General features: G+C 56.5%; 16 protein-coding genes and 1 pseudogene. 11 read left to right on the top strand and 6 right to left on the bottom strand.

All coding sequences use genetic code 11. The features are described 5' to 3' along the window. Positions 1–71 precede the first annotated feature (71 nt). A complete protein-coding gene (gene guaA, locus C513_RS0100080) occupies positions 72–1,691 on the top strand; it encodes a glutamine-hydrolyzing GMP synthase (RefSeq protein WP_018713989.1) in 1,620 nt (539 codons plus the stop codon). A gap of 250 nt (positions 1,692–1,941) precedes the next feature. Here guaA and C513_RS0100075 read toward each other — a convergent pair whose 3' ends face one another. After that, positions 1,942–2,502 carry a phasin family protein gene (locus C513_RS0100075; RefSeq protein WP_018713988.1) on the bottom strand — a complete coding sequence of 187 codons (561 nt, stop codon included), beginning with the start codon at positions 2,500–2,502 and terminating at the stop codon, positions 1,942–1,944. Positions 2,503–2,779: 277 nt separating this feature from the next. Between C513_RS0100075 and C513_RS0100070 the strand changes: the two genes are divergently transcribed. Further along, positions 2,780–4,165, top strand: coding sequence for a DNA recombination protein RmuC (locus C513_RS0100070; protein WP_018713987.1), 1,386 nt, complete (start codon positions 2,780–2,782; stop codon positions 4,163–4,165). 30 nt (positions 4,166–4,195) lie between these two features. Here C513_RS0100070 and C513_RS0100065 read toward each other — a convergent pair whose 3' ends face one another. Both C513_RS0100065 and efp read right to left on the bottom strand, forming a co-directional pair. Continuing rightward, complete coding sequence (locus C513_RS0100065; protein WP_018713986.1) at positions 4,196–5,134, bottom strand: LOG family protein; 939 nt, start codon at positions 5,132–5,134, stop codon at positions 4,196–4,198. Between the two features lie 111 nt (positions 5,135–5,245). Continuing rightward, a complete protein-coding gene (gene efp, locus C513_RS0100060) occupies positions 5,246–5,800 on the bottom strand; it encodes an elongation factor P (protein WP_018713985.1) in 555 nt (184 codons plus the stop codon). Between the two features lie 159 nt (positions 5,801–5,959). Between efp and C513_RS0100055 the strand changes: the two genes are divergently transcribed. Both C513_RS0100055 and dut read left to right on the top strand, forming a co-directional pair. Beyond that, entirely contained in the window at positions 5,960–6,451 is a 492-nt protein-coding gene (locus C513_RS0100055) for a hypothetical protein (RefSeq protein ID WP_018713984.1), read from the top strand. A 61-nt stretch (positions 6,452–6,512) separates the two neighbouring features. Continuing rightward, the gene (dut, locus tag C513_RS0100050; RefSeq protein ID WP_033394730.1) at positions 6,513–6,968 is read left to right on the top strand and encodes a dUTP diphosphatase; all 456 of its coding nucleotides are present in this window, start codon (positions 6,513–6,515) and stop codon (positions 6,966–6,968) included. Positions 6,969–6,974: 6 nt separating this feature from the next. Here dut and mnmC1 read toward each other — a convergent pair whose 3' ends face one another. Beyond that, a complete protein-coding gene (gene mnmC1 / locus C513_RS12295) occupies positions 6,975–8,750 on the bottom strand; it encodes an FAD-dependent 5-carboxymethylaminomethyl-2-thiouridine(34) oxidoreductase MnmC1 (RefSeq protein ID WP_018713982.1) in 1,776 nt (591 codons plus the stop codon). 12 nt (positions 8,751–8,762) lie between these two features. Beyond that, complete coding sequence (locus C513_RS0100035; RefSeq protein WP_018713981.1) at positions 8,763–9,035, bottom strand: oxidative damage protection protein; 273 nt, start codon at positions 9,033–9,035, stop codon at positions 8,763–8,765. Positions 9,036–9,312: 277 nt separating this feature from the next. On the opposite strand from C513_RS0100035, the gene acs reads away from it, so the two are divergent. The 7 genes and pseudogenes from acs to C513_RS14710 form a co-directional block, all read left to right on the top strand. Then, entirely contained in the window at positions 9,313–11,307 is a 1,995-nt protein-coding gene (gene acs / locus C513_RS0100030; protein WP_018713980.1) for an acetate--CoA ligase, read from the top strand. A 234-nt stretch (positions 11,308–11,541) separates the two neighbouring features. Next, on the top strand, positions 11,542–12,315 hold the full coding sequence (locus tag C513_RS0100025; protein ID WP_018713979.1) for an ABC transporter permease: 774 nt from the start codon (positions 11,542–11,544) through the stop codon (positions 12,313–12,315). Continuing rightward, complete coding sequence (locus C513_RS0100020) at positions 12,312–12,980, top strand: ABC transporter ATP-binding protein (protein ID WP_018713978.1); 669 nt, start codon at positions 12,312–12,314, stop codon at positions 12,978–12,980. The genes C513_RS0100025 and C513_RS0100020 overlap by 4 nt, the downstream gene beginning before the upstream one ends. Next, a complete protein-coding gene (locus tag C513_RS14535) occupies positions 12,977–14,707 on the top strand; it encodes a hypothetical protein (RefSeq protein WP_245552776.1) in 1,731 nt (576 codons plus the stop codon). Before C513_RS0100020 ends, C513_RS14535 begins: the two co-directional genes overlap by 4 nt. After that, positions 14,707–16,455: a polysaccharide biosynthesis/export family protein gene (locus C513_RS0100010; RefSeq protein WP_018713976.1), complete on the top strand. Its 1,749-nt coding sequence runs from the start codon at positions 14,707–14,709 to the stop codon at positions 16,453–16,455. The genes C513_RS14535 and C513_RS0100010 overlap by 1 nt, the downstream gene beginning before the upstream one ends. 126 nt (positions 16,456–16,581) lie before the next feature. Next, a complete protein-coding gene (locus C513_RS13780; protein ID WP_076342685.1) occupies positions 16,582–18,939 on the top strand; it encodes a capsular polysaccharide export protein, LipB/KpsS family in 2,358 nt (785 codons plus the stop codon). Continuing rightward, positions 18,936–19,787, top strand: a pseudogene (locus C513_RS14710) (glycosyltransferase family protein); the annotation flags it as partial. The gene C513_RS13780 and the pseudogene C513_RS14710, both read left to right, overlap by 4 nt. Positions 19,788–19,830: 43 nt before the next feature. Here C513_RS14710 and C513_RS0100005 read toward each other — a convergent pair. After that, positions 19,831–20,372 (bottom strand): IS3 family transposase (locus tag C513_RS0100005; protein WP_018713975.1); only part of this gene is annotated, 542 nt, incomplete at its 5' end.

Raw genomic sequence — 20,372 nt, 5'->3', positions numbered from 1 at the left:
CTTGAGGCAGACACGGGCTGGGACACACCGTACATGGTGGCTCAGCCCTTTTTGATTTACCGGACACTTTCATGCAACACGACAAGATCCTCATTCTCGATTTCGGCTCCCAGGTCACCCAGCTGATCGCGCGACGCGTGCGCGAGGCGCATGTGTACTGCGAAGTGCATCCCTGTGACGTGAGCAGCGACTGGGTGCGCGCTTTCGCCGCTGATGGCAAGCTGAAGGGCGTGATCCTGTCGGGCAGCCATGCCAGCGCCTACGAGGAAACGACGGACAAGGCACCTGATGCCGTGTTCGAGCTGGGGGTGCCGGTGCTGGGCATTTGCTACGGCATGCAGACCATGGCGCTGCAGCTGGGCGGCAAGGTGGAAAGCGGTCACCAGCGCGAATTCGGCTACGCCGAAGTGCGCGCCCATGGCCACACGCGCCTGCTGAAGGACATTGCCGACTTCACCACCCCTGAAGGCCACGGCATGCTGAAAGTCTGGATGAGCCACGGCGACAAGGTGGCCGAACTGCCGGCCGGCTTCAAGCTGATGGCCTCCACCCCGAGCTGCCCGATTGCCGGCATGGCCGACGAGGAGCGTGGCTACTACGCCGTGCAGTTCCACCCCGAGGTGACGCACACGGTGCAGGGTAGGGCGATGCTGGACCGCTTCGTGCTGGACATCTGCCAGGCCAGCGCCGACTGGGTGATGCGTGACCACATCGAGGAAGCCGTGCAGGCGATCCGCGAACAAGTGGGTGACGAGGAGGTGATCCTGGGCCTGTCCGGCGGTGTCGATTCCTCCGTGGCGGCGGCGCTGATCCACCGCGCCATCGGTGACCAGCTGACCTGCGTGTTTGTCGACCATGGCCTGTTGCGCCTGAACGAGGGCGACATGGTGATGGACATGTTCGAGGGCAAGCTGCACGCCAAGGTGGTGCGCGTGGACGCCAGCGACTTGTTCCTGGGCGAGCTGGCCGGCGTGACCGACCCGGAGCAGAAGCGCAAGATCATTGGCCGCCTGTTCGTGGACGTGTTCAAGGCCGAGGCCGAGAAGCTGAAAGCCAGCGGCGGCGGCCACAAGGGTGCCACTTTCCTGGCCCAGGGCACCATCTACCCCGACGTGATCGAATCCGGCGGTGCCAAGAGCAAGAAGGCGGTGGTGATCAAGAGCCATCACAACGTGGGTGGCCTGCCTGAACAGCTGGGCCTGAAGCTGCTGGAGCCGCTGCGCGACCTGTTCAAGGACGAAGTGCGCGAACTGGGCGTGGCGCTGGGCTTGCCGCACGACATGGTGTACCGTCACCCGTTCCCTGGCCCGGGTCTGGGTGTGCGCATCCTGGGCGAAGTCAAGCGCGAATACGCCGACCTGCTGCGCCGCGCCGATGCCATCTTCATCGAGGAGCTGCGCTCCACCGTGGAACCCAATAGCGGCAAGAGCTGGTATGACCTCACCAGCCAGGCTTTCACCGTGTTCCTGCCGGTCAAGAGCGTGGGCGTGATGGGCGATGGTCGCACCTACGATTATGTGGTGGCGCTGCGTGCGGTGCAGACCAGCGACTTCATGACGGCGGACTGGGCGGAACTGCCGTACAGCCTGCTCAAGCGTGTCAGCGGGCGCATCATCAATGAAGTGCGTGGGATTAACCGCGTGACTTATGATGTGAGCTCCAAGCCGCCGGCTACGATTGAGTGGGAATGATCACAGATCTGGCAAGTACCTGCCCCCGTAGGCAATAAATCACCATTCACCCCGCGTCATAGCGGGGTTTTTTGTGGTGCGCACATACTGGACGCACCAAAAAAAAGCCCCGCACAAGGCGGGGCCAATTGCATCTGCTCCCGGCATTGCACCGGGGAACGAGACACAAGGAGACAACTGGTGTCGTGCTGCGGATCAGTCCGGCGGAATGTCCACAGCGTTAACGTTTTTTCAGTAAGACGGAGCCGAATTACTTGGTAACCGGCTTCTTGGCAGCAGCAGCGGCCGTCTTGGTAGCGTTCACGGCGGTGTTGGCCATGGCGTTGAAGTTGGCTTCAGCGACGTCGGAAGCTTGCTTCACGGCCTTTTGCACGGATTCGAAAGCGGTGTTGGCAGCAGACACGGCATTCTTCATCATGGCCACGCCAGCTTCGGAACCAGCCGGAGCGTTCTTGCTCATGTTTTCCACAACGGCGTTCACCTTGCTCTGGGCTTCGGTGGTTTGTGCTTCGAACACCTTGGTGAACTCGGCAGCAGTACCGGAAGTGATGTCGTACAGGTGACGGCTGTAGGCAGCGGTCTTCTCGGCCAGGGGCTGGAACAGGGAAGCCTGCAGGGCCAGCAGCTCCTGGGCGTCCTTGACGGCCATGGCAGCCTGGGTGGTTTCAGCGGCGTCGGTCAGGGCGGCCTTGGCAGCGCTCACGTTCAGGTCGATCAGCTTCTCAACGCTTTCGAAAGCCTTGTTGGTCAGACCAAACAGGGTTTCCAGGTTAGCTTTGTGAGCAGCGGCGATTTGTTCAGCGGTCAGCATAGTAGTATCTCCAAAAATGCACTATCAGGTGAAGAACTGCGGTTGATTGTCTGGAATCCTTGTAGGCCCCGAACCGACGCCACAGCATCCATCGGTTCTTTATGTTGCGCTGCAACATGACTCGTATTATAGAGATGCTGCGGGGCAGATCAAGTGGTTTTTGTGCAATGCAGCAAAAAAAGTGCGGCGGCTTTGCAACATGTTGTATCTAGTCGCCAATTTTCACCCTGCGCGGGCCTGTGCCTGTGTCCCATCTGTTTGTCCTGACGCCACATTCATGCCCGATACCGATCCCTTTCTGCTGGCTGGCCTGCTCCTGCTGCTGCTCAACCTGATCCTGCTGCTGGTGCTGCTGTGGCGGCAGCAGAACCGTCAACCGCTGCACGAGATGCGCGAATCCCTGTTCGATGACCTGCGCGACCTGGTGCTGCATGGCAACGAGCGGCTGGAACGCGAACTGCGCCAGGAGCTGGCCGAAACCAGTCGCAACAATCGCCAGGAGCAGGGCGATGCCCTGGCACGCTTCCAGAACAGTCTCTTGCAGCAGGGCGCCGAAACGGCGCGCAACCAGCACCAGCAGCTTGATGCCATGGCGCAACAGCTGGGCCAGTTGCAACTGCGCCTGCTGGAGACCCTGGGCCAGCAGCTGGATCGCGTGCACCAGACCAGTGCCGATCAGCTGCAGGGTGTGCGTCAGACGCTGGAGGCGCAGTTGCAGCAGCTGCAGGAAGGCAACGCGCGCAAGCTGGAGGAAATGCGCCAGACCGTGGATGAAAAGCTGCAGTCCACCCTGCACACACGGCTGGACCAGAGCTTTCGCCAGGTGGCCGAGCGGCTGGAAATGGTGCAGCGCGGCCTGGGCGAGATGCAGGCGCTGGCGCAGGGTGTGGGCGATCTCAAGCACCTGCTGACCAATGTGAAGACGCGCGGCATGTTCGGCGAGGCGCAGCTGGGTGCCTTGCTGGAACAGGTGTTTGCACCGGAACAGTACGCCAGCCAGGTGCAGATTCACCCTGATGATCGTCATGCCGTGGACTTTGCCATCCGCCTGCCGGGGCGGGGCGATGCCAGCCAGTCGGTCTGGCTGCCGATTGACGCCAAATTTCCGAATGAAGATTACGAACGCCTGCTGGAAGCGCAGCAGCGTGCCGATGCCGTAGCGGCAGACGAAGCCGCACGCCAGCTGGAAACCCGCATCCGGCAGGAAGCGCGTGCGATTACCGAACGCTATGTGCGACCGCCGTACACCACCGATTTCGCCATCCTGTTCCTGCCTTCCGAAGGCCTGTATGCCGAGGTGCTGCGCCGTCCGGGCCTGGTGGAAAGCCTGCAGCGCGAATACCGCATCACGCTGGCCGGCCCGACCACGCTGCTGGCCATGCTCAACTCGCTGCAGATGGGCTTTCGCACGCTGGCGTTGGAGCAGCGCAGCAGCGAAGTCTGGCAGGTGCTGGGCGCCGTCAAGACCGAATTCGGCAAGTTTGGCGATGTGCTCACGCGCATCAAGAGCCAGACGCAGACCGTGCTGCGTACGCTGGATCAGGCCGAAGTGCGCAACCGCGCCATGCAGCGCGTGCTGCGCCAGGCCGAAGCCCTGCCACAGGATCAAACCAGCGCCTTGCTTGGTCCCGATGAGCCGGAAGACGAATCGCAACAGCCCTGACGGCACAGGGCCGGTTCAGGCTGCTGGGGCTCAGGCCATGGCGTTGTCGTCTAGCGCCCCGCAACCGGCATCATGCATGGCGGAGCGTGTGGATGCATCGTTGCAGTTGAGCTGGTAGAACTCGCGGATGCAGCGCCAGGCATCTTCCGGCGTGTCCACATGGGTGATCAGGTTCAGGTCTTCCGGAGAGATCATGCCTTCCTCGGCCAGCACCTCCAGATTCAGCACACGCTTCCAGTAATGGCTGCCGTACAACACGATGGGCACCGATTTGGTCTTGCGTGTCTGCACCAGCGTCATCACCTCGAACAGTTCGTCCAGCGTGCCAAAGCCGCCCGGAAACACCACCAGACCGAGGGCGCGCATCATGAAATGCATCTTGCGCAGCGCAAAGTAGTGGAACTTGAAGTTCAGCGCCGGCGTCACGTAGGGGTTGGAAAACTGCTCGTGCGGCAGCGTGATGTTCAGGCCGATCGTCGGTTCGCCGGCTTCGCTGGCGCCGCGGTTGGCGGCTTCCATGATGCCGGGACCGCCGCCAGTACAGATATACAGATGCGTATCGCGCGGCTTGCCGATGCTGTATTCGGCCACCAGCCGGCCAAAGGCGCGTGCCGCCTGGTAGTGTTCGGCGCCGCGCGCCATGTGCTCGGCGCGCTGCAGCAGCGCCGGGTCGCCGCTGCGTTCAGCTTCCTGGCGCGCCTGGGTCGCCATTTCGGGCGAGGGCAGGCGGGCGCTGCCGTAGACCACGATGGTGTGGTCAATCTCGCGCTTGTCCAGTTCCAGTTCGGTTTTCAGCATCTCGATCTGCAGTCGGATGCTGCGGGTCTCATGGCGCAGCAGGAATTCCGGATCGGCAAAGGCCAGACGATTCGAATCCGGATGCAGCAGCGTGCCCTGGTCGGTCAGGGTCTGCAGGTCGTTCCAGGCACGTGCCAGGCGTTCCTGGCTCAGGTTGACAGTTTGTTCCATGCGAAAGCGGCTTTCAGGGTTTGGCTGGCGCGCAGGGCGCCCAAAACGACAAAAGGCTTCCGGAGAAGCCTTTTGTTCACGATGTCTAGGTGACGGCTGTCACCTGTCATCTTATACGCGCTTGCGGTACTCGCCAGTGCGGGTGTCGATTTCGATGCGGTCGCCCTGGTTCACGAACAGCGGCACGGACACTTCAAAGTCGGTCGCGATCTTGGCCGGCTTCAGCACCTTGCCGGAAGTGTCGCCCTTGACGCCCGGCTCGGTCCAGGTGATTTCACGCTCGACGCTGGTCGGCAGCTCCACGGAGATCGCCTTGCCGTCGTAGAACACGACTTCGGCTTCCATGCCTTCTTCCAGGTAGTTCAGGGCGTCGCCCATGTTCTCGGCTTCGACTTCGTACTGGTTGTACTCGGAATCCATCCACACGTACATCGGATCGGCGAAGTAGCTGTAGGTGCACTCCTTCTTGTCCAGGATGATGTGGTCCATCTTGTCGTCGGCCTTGAACACGACTTCGGTACCGAAGTTGTTCAGCAGGCTCTTCAGCTTCATGCGCACGGTAGCCGCACCACGGCCGCCACGGGCGTATTCGGTCTTCAGGACAACCATGGGGTCTTTGCCGTGCATGATCACGTTGCCGGCGCGGATTTCTTGTGCGATTTTCATGATGAGTAACTGGGTTGTGCCGCGCGCGTGGGGCGGCTGATACAAAGAGCGCCCGTGCAGTATGATGGGCGCTGGAAGGGCGGCAGTTTACCTGCTGCAAACCCCTATTTTACTCTCAATTGCCCGCTGTTTGTCCAGCCGGCCCCCTTGGCCCTTGTCATGGCATCCCACCCGATCCAGTCCCTGTTGCAACAACTGTCCGTCGGGCAGACTCCCGCTGCCGGTCAGCCCTGGGAGCCGCCGGCGCACGGCGACTTCGAGCGCTATGCGCAGCAGCTGGTGCAGGACAGCAACCGGGCGTTGCTGCAGGATGTGCAGCAGCAGGCCGGGCAGATGGGGCCTTCGTCCACGCGCTGGCGCCTGCGGCAGTGGGCGATGCAGCGTGGCCAGCCGGGGGTATCCGCTGGCCTGCCGGCTCTCCCGCCAGCTCCGCCGGCATCGCCGCCACCGCCTCCACCAGGAAGTGTGTCGGCACCGGCAACGCCGGCTGTGCGACGCACCAAATCACGCATGCCCTCCATCATGATGGTGCTGGTCGTCCTGCTGATCGTGCTGCCGGAAGACCTGAAACCGCTGCCGGTGGCCGGATTCGTGGCAGCCATGTTCATCCCGCCGCTGCGCAACTGGCTGCTGCAGGACCAGCAGTCCTGAGGCAGGCCGCTGCAGGCGCGTGTGCGCCGGCGCTTTCCTTTTTGTCCATTCCCTGACGACCATGCAACCCCAAGTCGAACTCAAGATCCTCGATGCCCGCCTGCGCCAGCAGATGCCGGCCTACGCCACGCCCGGCAGCGCCGGGCTGGACCTGCGCGCCTGCATCGATGCGCCGCTGGAACTGGCCCCCAACGCCTGGCAGCTGGTGCCTACCGGCATGGCGATTCACCTGGCCGATCCCGGCTACGCCGCCATGCTGCTGCCGCGCTCTGGCCTGGGCCACAAGCACGGCATCGTGCTCGGCAATCTGGTCGGCCTGATCGACAGTGACTACCAGGGCCAGCTGATGGTCAGCCTCTGGAACCGCACCGACAGCCCGTTCGTGATCGAGCCCATGGAGCGCGTGGCGCAGATGGTGATCGTGCCGGTGGTGCAGCCGCAGTTCACGCTGGTAGAGGAGTTTTCCGGCAGCAGCGAACGCGGCGAGGGCGGCTACGGCTCCACGGGCCGGCAGTAAGTCGGGTCAGACCGGTTTGTCCAGCCAGCGGCTGGCCGCCAGCAGGCGCGCCAGCCGTTTTTCCAGTGGCCAGGGTTCATCGTGCAACTGCGCCGCCAGCAGCTCGCCCGCCAGTACCGACAGGCTCAGTCCGCGCGCGCCCATGCCACAGCTGAGCTGCAGCCCCTGCAGAAGATCTGCTGGCTGGCCGTGACGGCTGCGCGCCAGCGCACCTACCGCAGGCAGGCGATCCGGCAGGGTGGCGCGCACGCCGGCCCAGCCTTGTACCCGGCCCTGAGCGAAATCGGCCTGCAGCTGATCGGCCGCAGCCGGATGCAGCATTTGCAGTTTCTGCCAAATCTCGGGAAATTCCTGTTCGCGCACATCAGGTGTATTGTCAGATCGGGAGAAGGTAGATCCGGTGATCCAGATGGATCCGGCCTGCGCTGACTGCTGCCAGGGCACATGGCAGGCCAGACTGCCTTTGCCATTGACGGGCACGGCAGGGAGGCCAAGGTGCGAGGTCTGCTGCCAACCCCAGGCGATCTGGCCGCGCAAGGGGTTCAGTGGCAGAGGCTGTTGCAGCGACTGCAATAGCTGGCGTGATTCGAATCCGGCGGTCAGTACCAGCAGGTCGGTCTGCCGGATCATCTGACCGGTGTCGTCCAGCAATTGCCATGGGGCATCGGCAGCAGGGCGTTGCAGGCTGTGTACTGCCGTGTTGCCGACAAAGTGGATGGTCGGGTGTTCCAGCTGCGCCTGCACCAGTCGCCAGGGTTTGATCCAGGCCGCGCACTCGTGCCAGACCGCCACGGCATCGGCTGGCAGGCAGGCCTGCTGCAGCTGTAGTGGGGTAGCCGTACTGGCCCAGGGGCGGCTGGCGCTGATCCAGTCCGGGGGATGGGCGGCGTTGGCCTGCCAGGAGCGTGGCAGCTTGCTCTTGCCATCCACGCAGTGCTCCAGCACGCCGGTGGCGGCCCAGTCCTGGCCAGGCTGCAGCAAGGCTGCCGCGCGTTGCAGTGTGCTGCGGATACCGGCACGGATCACGCGCGAGATCAGGGTGTCATCGGCCGAGCTGTGCGGTACCACCAGACCCACCGGCAGGCCGGAGGCTCCGGCTGCCGGGGTGGCGGCGCGATCCAGTACCGTGACCTGCCAGCCACGCTCGGCCAGGCTGTAGGCTACGGCGCTGCCGGCCAGACCGGCACCGATGACCGTGGCTTCACGCGCTACAGCCGCCGGCGGCGTGGCATCGCGCCAGCGCGGCGCAAAACGCATGCTGCCGGGAGCCAGGCCTGCTGTATCTGCTGGCACCCAGCCGCGGGAGCGCAGTTGCGGCAGCCAGTCATCAGGCAACGCGGAGCAGGGCGGATTGGGCTGCAGCAGGCTGCCATGCCGTGCCAGCGCACTCAGCCCGGCGGCCAGACCTTCGCGCTGGCTGGCGTCGGCTTGCCGCAGCAGGTCGGTGGACAGGGAAATGTGGTCAAAGTGGCCGCTGGCTTCGCGCACCAGCTGCCAGGGATCGCCGATGGCCAGATGCAGCACCAGCCGGCCTGGCAGTAGCGGTAGCCGGTGCCAGCCTGGCAGCAAGCCCCAGGCCTGTTGCCGGAGCGCCTGTTCTATCTGCGTCCGCTCTTCCGGTGTTTGCGCCAGTGACTGGCCGGCCTGCTGCAGCCAGTCTGTCTCGGGGGCATGCGGACAGATCCAGACCAGATGGCGACTGCCCGACGGATCCGCAGGTGCAGGCGCAGACGGCGGCAGGGCAGCAGGCCCCGGCGCAAGAATCGTCAGCGCATGCGGCACGGAAAGCGGAAATCAGGCTTGCGGCGGCACATAGCCGGCGGCCTGGTCGGCGCCGGAACCAAAGAAGTGGTTTTCCATCTGGCGGGCCAGATACTGGCGGGCGCGCGCATCGGCCAGGTTCAGGCGGTTTTCATTTACCAGCATGGTCTGGTGGCTGAGCCACTCGGCCCAGGCCTGCTTGCTGACGTTGTTGAAAATGCGCTGACCCAGCTCGCCGGGATAGGGGACGCGATCCAGGCCTTCGGCTTCCTTGCCCAGCTTGATGCATTGAACCATGCGTGTCATGTCGTTTTCCTTGTAGATATAGATAGGCGGCTGCGCGTGGCAGCGGGGTAGATCAGGAATTGTAGCCAGCGCAGCTTGCCCCTGACCAGCACAGGCCATGTCAGTCTGTCGGCCTGTCCGGGATCCTGACATGTCCTTTTTGCCCTAGGGTTTTTCCCGCCCGCCGACTTGAAAAATGTCATGGGCTCGACACTTCACAGGTGTTACCATTCTTTTCCTGAGCGGGCCTGCAGAAAAAAGCGCCGCCAAAAGCAAACCCAAGGCAAAGGAGACAAGCATGACAGCACAATCTGGTGCGATCGAATCGGTTCTGGTTGAAAACCGCGTATTCCCCCCGTCCGAGGCCAGCATGGCCGGTGCCCGCATCAAGGGCATGGATGCCTACCAGGCCCTGTGCGACGAGGCCGAAAAAGACTACGAGGGTTTCTGGGCCCGCCTGGCCAAGGAATATGTGGTCTGGAACAAGCCCTTTACCAAGGTCCTGAACGAGTCCAATGCTCCCTTCTTCAAGTGGTTTGAAGACGGCGAGCTGAATGCTTCCGCCAACTGCCTGGACAAGCACATCGGCACTCCCACCGAAAACAAGACCGCCATCATCTTCGAGGCTGACGGCGGTGAAGTCACCAAGATCACCTACAAGGAACTGCTGGCCCGTGTCAGCCAGTTTGCCAACGCGCTCAAGGCCGAAGGCGTGCAAAAGGGTGATCGCGTCATCATTTACATGCCGATGACAATTGAAGGCGTGGTGGCCATGCAGGCTTGCGCCCGCATTGGCGCAACCCACAGCGTGGTGTTCGGCGGCTTCTCTTCCAAGGCCGTGCAGGAGCGTATCGTTGACGCAGGCGCAGTCTGCGTGATCACTGCCAACTACCAGATGCGCGGCGGCAAGGAACTGCCCCTGAAGGCCATTGTCGACGAGGCGCTGAAGGAAAAGGGTACCGAGTGCGTCAAGAGCGTGCTGGTGTTCGAGCGTACGCCCACCAAGTGCAACATGGTCGAAGGCCGCGACAAGACCTTCTCGCAGGTGCTGGAAGGCCAGAGCACCGAGTGCGAGCCGGTGCCGGTCGAGGCCGAGCACCCGCTGTTCGTGCTGTACACCTCCGGTTCCACCGGTACGCCCAAGGGCGTGCAGCACAGCACCGGTGGCTACATCCTGGGTGCCAACCTGACCATGCACTGGACCTTTGACATCCGCCCGGATGACGTGTTCTGGTGTACGGCCGACATCGGCTGGATTACCGGCCACACCTACATCGCCTACGGCCCGCTGGCTGCCGGCGCCACCCAGGTGGTGTTCGAGGGTGTGCCTACCTTCCCCAATGCCGGCCGTTTCTGGAAGATGATCCAGGACCACAAGGTCACCATCTTCTACACTGCACCCACGGCCATCCGTTCGCTGATCAAGGCGTCCGACAACGATCCCAAGGTGCACCCCAGCCAGTACGACCTGTCCAGCCTGCGTATCCTGGGCAGCGTGGGCGAGCCGATCAACCCCGAAGCCTGGATGTGGTACTACAAGAACATCGGTGGCGAGCGCTGCCCGATCGTGGACACCTTCTGGCAGACCGAAACCGGTTCGCACGTGCTGACCCCGCTGCCGGGCGCCACGCCGCTGGTGCCGGGCTCCTGCACGCTGCCGATTCCGGGTGTGCAAGTGGCCATCGTGGACGAAGCCGGTCAGGACATGCCCAATGGTTCGGGCGGTATCCTGGTGATCAAGCGTCCGTGGCCCAGCATGATCCGTACCGTGTACGGTGACCCGGAGCGTTTCAAGAAGAGCTATTTCCCCGAAGAGCTGGGTGGCTACTACCTGGCCGGCGACGGTGCCGTGCGCAGCGAAGACCGTGGCTACTTCCGCATCACCGGCCGTATCGACGACGTGCTGAACGTGTCCGGTCACCGCATGGGTACCATGGAAATCGAATCCTGCCTGGTGGCCAAGAGCGATCTGGTGGCCGAGGCCGCCGTGGTCGGCCGTCCGGACGAAGTCTCCGGCGAAGCCATCTGCGCCTTCGTGGTGCTGAAGCAGGGTCGTCCGTCTCCCGAAGACGCTCCGCGCATTGCCAAGGAGCTGCGCGACTGGGTGGCCCACGAGATCGGCCCGATCGCCAAGCCCAAGGACATCCGCTTTGGCGACAACCTGCCCAAGACCCGTTCCGGCAAGATCATGCGCCGCCTGCTGCGCAGCCTGGCCAAGGGTGAGGAAATCACGCAGGACACCTCCACGCTGGAGAACCCGGCGATCCTGGGTCAGCTGGGCGATACTTACTGATCGCAAGAACGAAATTTTCTGGTTAAAGCGTCGTAACGCAGAGGGAGTCACACTTGGTGACTCCCTCTGCGTTTGTTATTTGTGTCGTCGGCATGCTGGGACATCGTTACTGAAAAGTGTAAAATGAAGGTCATCTTCATCTCCGTTTCACATTGATGTCGTGAAATGTTCACGGTTTTCGCTATTTGCCCTTGGGCCTGATGGCGTGTTTGATGCCACGATGCTCAACTTGACATGACTCCATTGCAATCCACCTTCCACGTTTGGAAGGCTCTGTTCCTGCGCGAGGTACTGAGCCGGCTGTTCGGTGGACGAGCCAGCTGGTTCTGGCTGTTGGCAGAACCGGTATTTCATGTGTCATATGTGACCGTGCTGTTTTCGGTAGTGCGAGTACGTCACGTAGGTGGTATTCATACCGCACTGTGGGTGGCGTGCGGCATGTTAACGTACTTTATGTTTAATAGAGTGGCAACTCAGTCATCCAATGCGTTAAGCGCAAACCAGGCACTATTTACTTATAGGCAAGTTAAGCCGGTTGATACCGTTTTGGTCCGCTCGTTCGTTGAAGCTTTCCTGATGGTGTTCGTGATCGCCACCATGTTGCTGCTGCTCTATCTGTTTGGCGTTCAGCCGTTGCCACAGGATCCATTGGCAGTTGTAGAAGCGCTGTTTGGTATGTGGATGTTGGGCTTGGGCTATGGGTTATTTGCCTCTACCCTGAGCAAGCTGTTGCCGGAGGCAGGACGTGTGCTGGGCTTTGTGATGATGCCCATGTATCTGATTTCAGGTGTGATTTTTCCGTTGTCCATGGTGCCGCCTCCATACAGGCAGTGGCTGATGTACAACCCGGTGGCTCATGGTGTTGAGGCCGTGCGTTTGGGATTTGCTCCGTATTACCATGCGGTGCCAGAACTAAGTATTCCGTATCTTTACTTCTGGGCATTGGGTCTTCTGTTTTGTGGTCTTGTACTCCATAGGCGCTATGCACAAAGGTTGGTAACACGATGATCATCGTAGATGATGTCCACAAACGCTATCAGACCACACATGGGGCAGGTAAATGGATTCTGCAGGGGGTGTCATTCACCATTCCCAGAAATGTCAGTGTGGGTTTGGTCGGACGTAACGGAGCCGGCAAGTCCACGCTGTTGCGCATCATTGGAGGGGTGGACTATCCCAATAAGGGAAGGGTAATCCGGGATTGTCGCGTATCTTGGCCGATGGGTTTTGGTGGTGGCCTGCAAGGCTCGCTGAGTGGGCGGCAGAATGCAAAGTTCGTCTGCCGGATCCACGGTGTCCCCGAAACCGAGATCCCGGAAAAGATTGTGCGTATCCAGGAGTTTTGCGAAATAGGCAGTAGCTTTGATGAGCCGGTGAAGACCTATTCTTCGGGTATGAAATCCCGCTTGCAGTTTGCCTTGTCGTTGGCATTTGACTTTGACGTTTACATTTCCGATGAAGTGACTGCAACCGGAGATGCTGCCTTTCGCAAGAAGGCTGCAGATGCCTTCAAACGCATTGCAGATCGTTCGAGCCTCATCATGGTGTCACATGGTGAAGGTACGCTTCGACAGTTTTGTACTGCTGGAGTCTGGATGCATGCGGGCAAGGCTGTTTGGTTTGACCGTATAGATGACGCTTTAAAAGCTTATAAGCAAAGTTTGAAAAAATGAGTGACTCCGTTAATCCCAAACCGGTTGATCCGGTCGATAAGACCCAACCTGAGGTGATAAAGCCTAATGTGTCTTCTGAGGCGCAAAAGTCTTCAGAGGTTCCGACATCAGCGACTCCGGTCAAACTCGTGGAAAGCGAAGCAGCCGACAAGCAGGCGAGTGAAATAAGCGGAGGCTCCGTGAAAACAGTTGCTTCGGCAACCAGCAAGCCCGTTGAACCGGTCAAGCCTATATCCACTGCAACTGCAGACAGCAAAGGTGCTGAAGTTGCCAAGTCTGCTGCACCGACACCTGCTGCTAGTAAATCGCCCGGTCTCACAAAACCCGCAGCTGTTTCTGCGAAAGCCACCTCCGCTGCCTCTGCAGCGCCTCGCAAATCTGTCGAAACAGCGAAGGCGACAAGTCCTGCCGAGAAACCGGTTGCCTCAGGCTCTTCTGCAGCAATGGCCAGCAAGCCTGTAGACAATACCAGCTCAGTTGCTCCTATGTCTGCTCAGCAGACCGGTGGGACAACAGTTAAAACGAAGTTTGAGTCTCAATCTGCTGCGGATGCTAGCTCGTCTGAAGCTGGTGCAGATTTTGATAATCCTTCGCTAACGTCCAAGGCAAAAGCGCAGCGTCAGATCAAACGTTGCGGCCATCTCATCAGCCGCAACAAACTGGTGACGTTGGCGGTATTGGCTTCACTGCTATCGATCCTTTATTGGAGTTTATGGGCTTCTGATCGTTATGTATCGGAGTCGCACATCATCATTGAGCGGACCAATTTGGCGGGTGGTCAAAGCATGGATTTCAGCAGTCTGTTGAGCGGTACAGCAAGTGGTACGCGTGCCGATCAGTTGCTGTTGCGGGATTTCTTGCGCTCTAAAGACATGCTGATCAAGATGGATGGAACGCTGCGCTTGCGTGGACATTACAGCAGTAGCAAGCATGATATTTTTTCCCGACTTTCTGACAAGAATGCATCCATCGAAAGCTTTCACCAATATCTCCTGAAGCGCGTGAGCATCGAATTTGATGATTACACGGGGGTGCTGGTGATTCGTGCTCAAGCCTACGACCCAGATACGGCACGAAAGATAGCTGAGTTTCTGTTGAAGGAAGGTGAAATCTTCATGAACCAGGCAGCTCAGAGGTTGGCTGGTAGTCAGGTGGAGTTTCTGCAGCAGCAGGTGAATCGCCTGTATGATCAGGCACTGTTTACGCGCCAGGAGCTGGTGGCATATCAGAACAAGCACGGCATGATTTCGCCGCAGGCCAGTGCTGAAAATATTTCAGCGGTAGTAGCACGATTGGAAGGTCAACGCATCGAACTGGAAGCCCAGCGCCGTGCCTTGATGGCCTACCTGGTACAGGATCATGCAAGTGTTGTGATGCTGACACAGCAAATTCAGGCGCTGGATCGTCAAATCAAGCAGGAAAAAAACAAGCTGGCTTCTAGCCGAGGGGCTTCGCTAAACCAGACGGTGGAAGAGTACCAGCGTCTGGAAATGGAGGCTACGTTTGCTCAGGATGTTTACAAGACGGCTTTGGTGGCACTGGAGAAAGGACGCTTTGAAGCTACCCGCATGCTGAAGCAGTTGTCAGTGGTGCAGGCGCCCCTAGATCCGCAGGAGGCAGTGGAGCCACGCCGTATCTATAACATGGTGGTTTACGTATTGGTGATCTGGTTGTTGGCCGGTGTGGCCCTGCTGTTGCGCGCCATTGTTCAGGATCACAAGGATTGATGCAGAAAATGAGAGTTTCCGAATTACTGCGCCGTATGCGCTTTGCTGGCGTGGCCGCCAGTCTGATGGTGGCTTCGCTGGCTGGGGCACAGAATACCTTTGACCCAACGATGCCTTTTACACCGAATGCGGTGCCACCTAGTGCGGTGGTGCCGCCCTCCCAAATGCCGGCAGGCATGGTAACGCAAGATGGGCCTGCACCTACGGTGCAGGCCGGCATGCCTCCCATGTTTGATTATTCAAGCAACTTGGACAGTGATGTGTTTGGTGGCAACCTGTTTACTGGTGCATTTGCGCGTGATGGAGCCGCACAGTTCAATCCCAACCATATTGTGTCGGTGGGAGACCAGGTGCAGGTGCGACTTTGGGGTGCCTTTCAATATGAGTCCACACTGACGGTAGATCCGCGTGGCAATATCTTTCTGCCGTATGTGGGGCCGATACGGGTGGTGGGGGTGCGCAACCAAGATTTGCAGCGTACTGTGAGCACGGCGCTGAACCGTACCTTCCGTAATAATGTGCAGAGCTATGCTAGTCTGGCAGCGGCACAGCCGGTTCGGGTATTTGTGAGTGGTTACGTGCATCGTCCTGGCTTGTACAACGGTACGAGTTCGGACAGTGTCCTTCAGTATTTGGATCAGGCTGGTGGTATTGATCCAGAGCGTGGTTCCTACCTCAATGTGCAGGTCAAGCGAGGTAATACGGTACGGGCGCGTGTGAGCTTGTACGATTTCTTGCTGCACGGCAATATGGGGTCGGTGCAGCTGCATGATGGTGATGTGGTGTTTGTGGGGGCGCGACAGAATACGGTCAAGGTAACGGGCTTGGCTGAGAACGCCAAGCGCTTTGAGTTTTACCGTGAGCTACAGCCTACAGTGGATGAAATTGCCCAGATGGCGAAACCGACGGCAGTCGCAACACATGTACGTGTAACGCGAAATACGGGAACCACACGCCATGTGGAATATTATGCACTGGCCGAGGCTCGCGGCGTAATGGTTGGGAATGGTGACGAGATCGAATTCACGGCCGATAAGAAGATTGGTAATATCACTGTACGGGTGGAAGGTGAGCACTTGAGCGCTCAGGAGTATGTGCTACCGTATGGTGCCCGTATGGGGGATGTGTTGGGGCAGGTTACGTTGGACGGTAATTCCGAGCTGGAGAATGCGCAACTGTTTCGCCAGAGCGTAAAGCTGCGCCAGAAGGAATTGCTGAATACAAGCTTGCGTAATTTGGAAATGTCGGTGTTGTCAGCGCGTAGCAGCAGCACGGAAGAGGCGCGTCTACGCAAGGAAGAGGCGGACTTGACTTTGCAGTGGATTGAGCGTGCGCGCAAGGTGGAACCACTAGGGCAGGTGATTATTGCCAACGCGCAGCAGCGCGACATGATGCTGTTGGAAAATGGCGATGTGATCCGTATTCCACGGAAGGATGATTTGGTGCTGGTGAGTGGTGAGGTGCTATTTCCTAATGCGGTGGCCTATCAGCAAGGCATGAGTGTGGATGAGTATATCAGTCGTGCAGGGGGGTATCTTCAAAAGGCCAGCAATGCACGTGTGGTGGTGGCGAAGCGCGATGGCAGCTATCAGCAAAAAGGCCAAAGTGGCTTTAACAGTACAATCAATGCTGGTGATCAAATTTTGGTATTGCCCAGGGTGGATGACAAGAAGCGACAGTTCTGGAAAGAGTTGACACAAATTCTTTATCAGATTGCTGTTGGGGCGAAGATTGTCTTCGATTTGTGAATGGCAAAGTGAAAATATGAAACCAAACAAGGCTGCTAAGAGAGCAGCAGGTGGAATTAAATTCTGATGCTAAGTTCTTCTAATTCAGTGACTTGAATTAGGGTGGTAAATATATATATTGTGGACATGAAAAAAATATCTTCCATTATTCCTTTGCGAACTGATGATTTTTCATTTTATTTGGAGAGACTGATCCTGAGGACTCAGATGGATCTGAGTCAGGTAGAAACTGTTATTATTGATGACGGTAGTCCCTTGTCGGTTTCATATGAAATCCAAGAGTTTTGCAAGGAGAATAAATTTCTATATAAAAGATTGGATACAGCAGGTGAGATCTTTTCTCTAAGTCGTGCCAGAAATTCTGGGATTTCTGCTGCCTCCTGCGAATGGATCGTGATGGAGGATGCTGACATTGTCTACACGAAGGACTTTTATAGCAAAATAGCTGTTGAAGTTGATCTGATAGATAGAACGCCTTTCAACTTTCTGACTATACCAGTAATCTATTTGAAGGAAGAGATTAGCAAGCGGGTATTTGATCGTGGTGTTATTGATCCATTTGTCCCTGAAATTCTGACTGCATTTCAGTTTGAGGATCCCCGCGGTGGCGACGCTAATATTGTCGTAGAATCCTACTCTCCCGCTACGGCACTCTTTGTAGCCCGAAAAAAACTTTTCAATTTGGTGGGGGGTTATGATGAAGGATTTTATGGCTGGGGAGGTGAGGACAGAGATATTGCTTTCCGTATGTCTGTTTTTAATGATGATAAGAAGAGTATCTACCCGCGCCAATTCGATGTAACGAAATCTTGGAATTTAAACAAGACTATTGACTATGAAGGTTGGCGTTCATTATATCGCTTGACGGGTGACTATCTCACACTAAAGGGGTTGTATGGATTTCACTTGTACCACCCTAAGCTGGAATGGCGTGAGCGTGTAGATACCAAGAAAAATATTGAATATGCCAAGGCGAAAGCTGTGGAGGCGTATAAATCAAAGAAAATATTCCCGAATTATGATGCGGACAAGCCTGTCAATGTCATCATAGGAAACAATCCTTACCTGATTAACGGCTATGTCCTGGGGCAATTGGATAACGTTTGTATACTGGATGATAATAGAAGAATCCCCTTTGAGGATACTCTAGCACTTATCCAGAATATGAAGCATGTGTCGGCGGTTTATTTCTGGAATTCTTATGGCACTGAGTGGAAACTCAAATTGTATCGTGCACTACAGTCCTGTGGTTACAAGACAGTGGTGGTGGAAAGAGGTGCGTTGCCAGAATCCTACTATTTCGATGTGGGTGGTTTTTGTATTGAAAGCGATTCTTATCAGAAGTTTGATAATATTTCTTATGAGAATGAAGAGAACTATCATGAGCGAAAGCAGCAGGTAGACAGCTTTATTGAAGAATTGCGTTACGGCAACAAGGCTCTGGAGGCTCAAGCCGATAGGTTGTTACCTAGTCATCTTCGTCTTAAGCTTGGACTAATTAATAAAAAGAAAAAAATATTGTTTTGTCCTTTGCAGTTGTCTACAGACACCGTTACTACATATTATATTGATGGAGAGAGAACATACACAGCTTTCTTGGAAGAAATACGAAAACTGGAAAGCATGTTGCCCAAGGACTGGGTGCTGGTCGTCAAAAACCATCCGTTAGCAGTGGAGCAATATGAGTCCCCAGGTGTCATCATTGCAGATGACTGCCATATCAATGACTTGTTGGAAGTGGCTTCTGCAGTTGTCTTGTTCAACTCAGGCTGCGGTGTAATTTCCATGGCATTCGATAAACCAGTTTTTTATTATGGTAAATGTTTTTATGCCATAGAGGGTGTCAACGAATTTTTCCGAGATGCTGAATATCTAAAAAACAGGCTGTCTTCTGGAGAAGTGTCTGTTGATGCTGATAAAGTTCATCAATTTTTCTATTTTTTATTGCATCATTTTTATAGTTTTGCTACTGTGGAAAATGAGGTTGTTACGGTGGCTGGCGTCAAGAAAAATATTTTGAAAAGCATTGAATATTCCAGTATAAAGTTGCCTGATCAGGGTAGAAAATATTTTCCTGTTTCTTATGCTCTGAGTGATAATTCAATTTTGCTTGATCGGTATGCGAAATCCCTGTATCTTGCCAGACGACAACAGTTGGAGAAAAAAACTGTACCAGTAAAATCTGATGTACAGGCCAAAGCAAAGGGACAAACCCTATCCACTGATGTTTCATCAGCACTCACGTCAGATGCTGCTGCAGAGCAGGTCATGGATGTCAAAAAAACGGGCCAAAAGTTATCAACTTATCAGTACTACGAGCCCACTTGGTTTTTGAGGCCATATACCTACATGGTGGCTCCATTCATGAGCAAGAAGAAGCGGGAGAAATTGAAAAAAACACCAGGTAAATTTTTCGATGACTCAAAATCATCGATCAATAATTTTTTTGCTAAATATATGTTTCGAGAAAGGGGTAGAAAATGACTAAAGATGTATACAAGGTGGTTTCTACCGTTCAAGTTGATGGCGAGGGAAAGGGGAGATACCTGACTCTCAAGGCTTTGTTTCATGATGCTTTGAATGTTTCTCCAATTTACTTGAGATCTGAAAAATTTCAGGTGGGTGATTGTCTTGAATTGAGCGTGAAGTTGGCAACAGAAGGTTCAGAGCCTATAGCCAGTTCTTCTCCCTTGCCTGCGACAACGGACAAGGCGACTCCTACCACGTATTTCATGCACCATCATGATAGAAAGAATAGAGGAGATGTCATTTCAGGACCATATCACTATTTCAAGTTCAATGACTCCCAAAAAATATCATGGGATGAAAATATCATTGGCGACAAACCAACGAATTTTACAACTGGTGATAGTCTGATCATTGGTGGCGGTATTTTCTTTATGCAAAATAAGCCTCGATTGAACAAGATGATCAAGAGTGCCAAATCTGTTATTGCTTGGGGTATTGGCATGGATGTACGACAGGATCTCCAGGCACTTGTTTCCCAGTTTACGTTGCTGGGGATCAGGGAGAGGGGAAGCCCTCTTATTGATGACAAGAAGGTTTTTTATGTTCCTTGTGCGTCTTGTATGCATCCCGTTTTTGATGGAATGATGGATTTTAAAAATGGGACCGAGTTTGGTGAGGAAAATTTTGCTTTGCACTTGAATGGCGGATTCAATAAGTCAAAATTGTTGAGGGCTTTTGGAAACATGCGTCACACAACAACCGTTGATGATGATAATGATATTTTCGTCAATTTAGCGAATGCCAAGTGTATCGTTACAAACTCATATCATGGGGCTTATTGGGGTTCTCTAATGGGTAAAAAAGTTGTCTGTATCAAGTGTATTGACCCAGCCCTTTCTGCACAGATCAGGCTGCTAAAGCATAAGCCTCAGCGGGGGTCTTCATGCCCAGCGCCTGATGTGGACGCTGGTAGTTGTAAAAGCGGATCCAGTCGCCAATCACACGGCTGGCGTGTTGCAGCGTCTCGAACCGGTGGCGGTGCACGCATTGGTCTTTGAGCGTGCGAATCACACGCTCGACCATGCCGTTTTGTTCCGGGCTGTACGGCGTGATGAACTCCTGCTGCAGCCCATAGCTTTTGACTAGCGCCGTATAACTGCGGCTGGTGAACACCAGCCCATTGTCCGAGCGCAGCAAGAACGGCTGCTTGACCTTGCCCAAACAGCCATAGCGGGCGATCAAGGCCTGTTCCAGCGCACTTTCTGCCGTTCTGGCCTTGCCGCTGCGGCTTAGATGCCAGCCCAGCAGTTCCCGACTGTAGCAGTCGATCACCAGAGCCAGAGAGGCCCATCCGTCCTTGCCTGTCCAGACGCGGCACAAATCTGTCGCCCAGCGCTCATCCGGAGCCTTGGCCACAGACGGCAAGACCTGGATGCGCGGCCTGAACC

This window comes from Allobrachymonas chironomi DSM 19884 (assembly GCF_000374625.1).
In the GTDB taxonomy this organism is placed as follows: domain Bacteria; phylum Pseudomonadota; class Gammaproteobacteria; order Burkholderiales; family Burkholderiaceae_C; genus Brachymonas; species Brachymonas chironomi.
Note: the sequence above shows the minus strand (reverse complement) of the source record. Positions and strands in the feature narration are given on the sequence as shown.

Bases quoted from the DNA above. Each gene is read 5' to 3' on its own strand.
- C513_RS14535 (WP_245552776.1), top strand. From the start codon at position 12,977: ATGAGTGACTCCGTTAATCCCAAACCGGTTGATCCGGTCGATAAGACC.
- C513_RS0100010 (WP_018713976.1), top strand. From the start codon at position 14,707: ATGCAGAAAATGAGAGTTTCCGAATTACTGCGCCGTATGCGCTTTGCT.
- dut (WP_033394730.1), top strand. From the start codon at position 6,513: ATGCAACCCCAAGTCGAACTCAAGATCCTCGATGCCCGCCTGCGCCAG.
- C513_RS0100065 (WP_018713986.1), bottom strand. From the start codon at position 5,134: ATGGAACAAACTGTCAACCTGAGCCAGGAACGCCTGGCACGTGCCTGG.
- C513_RS0100035 (WP_018713981.1), bottom strand. From the start codon at position 9,035: ATGACACGCATGGTTCAATGCATCAAGCTGGGCAAGGAAGCCGAAGGC.
- C513_RS0100020 (WP_018713978.1), top strand. From the start codon at position 12,312: ATGATCATCGTAGATGATGTCCACAAACGCTATCAGACCACACATGGG.
- C513_RS0100025 (WP_018713979.1), top strand. From the start codon at position 11,542: ATGACTCCATTGCAATCCACCTTCCACGTTTGGAAGGCTCTGTTCCTG.
- C513_RS0100055 (WP_018713984.1), top strand. From the start codon at position 5,960: ATGGCATCCCACCCGATCCAGTCCCTGTTGCAACAACTGTCCGTCGGG.
- C513_RS0100070 (WP_018713987.1), top strand. From the start codon at position 2,780: ATGCCCGATACCGATCCCTTTCTGCTGGCTGGCCTGCTCCTGCTGCTG.
- guaA (WP_018713989.1), top strand. From the start codon at position 72: ATGCAACACGACAAGATCCTCATTCTCGATTTCGGCTCCCAGGTCACC.
- efp (WP_018713985.1), bottom strand. From the start codon at position 5,800: ATGAAAATCGCACAAGAAATCCGCGCCGGCAACGTGATCATGCACGGC.
- acs (WP_018713980.1), top strand. From the start codon at position 9,313: ATGACAGCACAATCTGGTGCGATCGAATCGGTTCTGGTTGAAAACCGC.
- C513_RS0100075 (WP_018713988.1), bottom strand. From the start codon at position 2,502: ATGCTGACCGCTGAACAAATCGCCGCTGCTCACAAAGCTAACCTGGAA.
- C513_RS13780 (WP_076342685.1), top strand. From the start codon at position 16,582: ATGAAAAAAATATCTTCCATTATTCCTTTGCGAACTGATGATTTTTCA.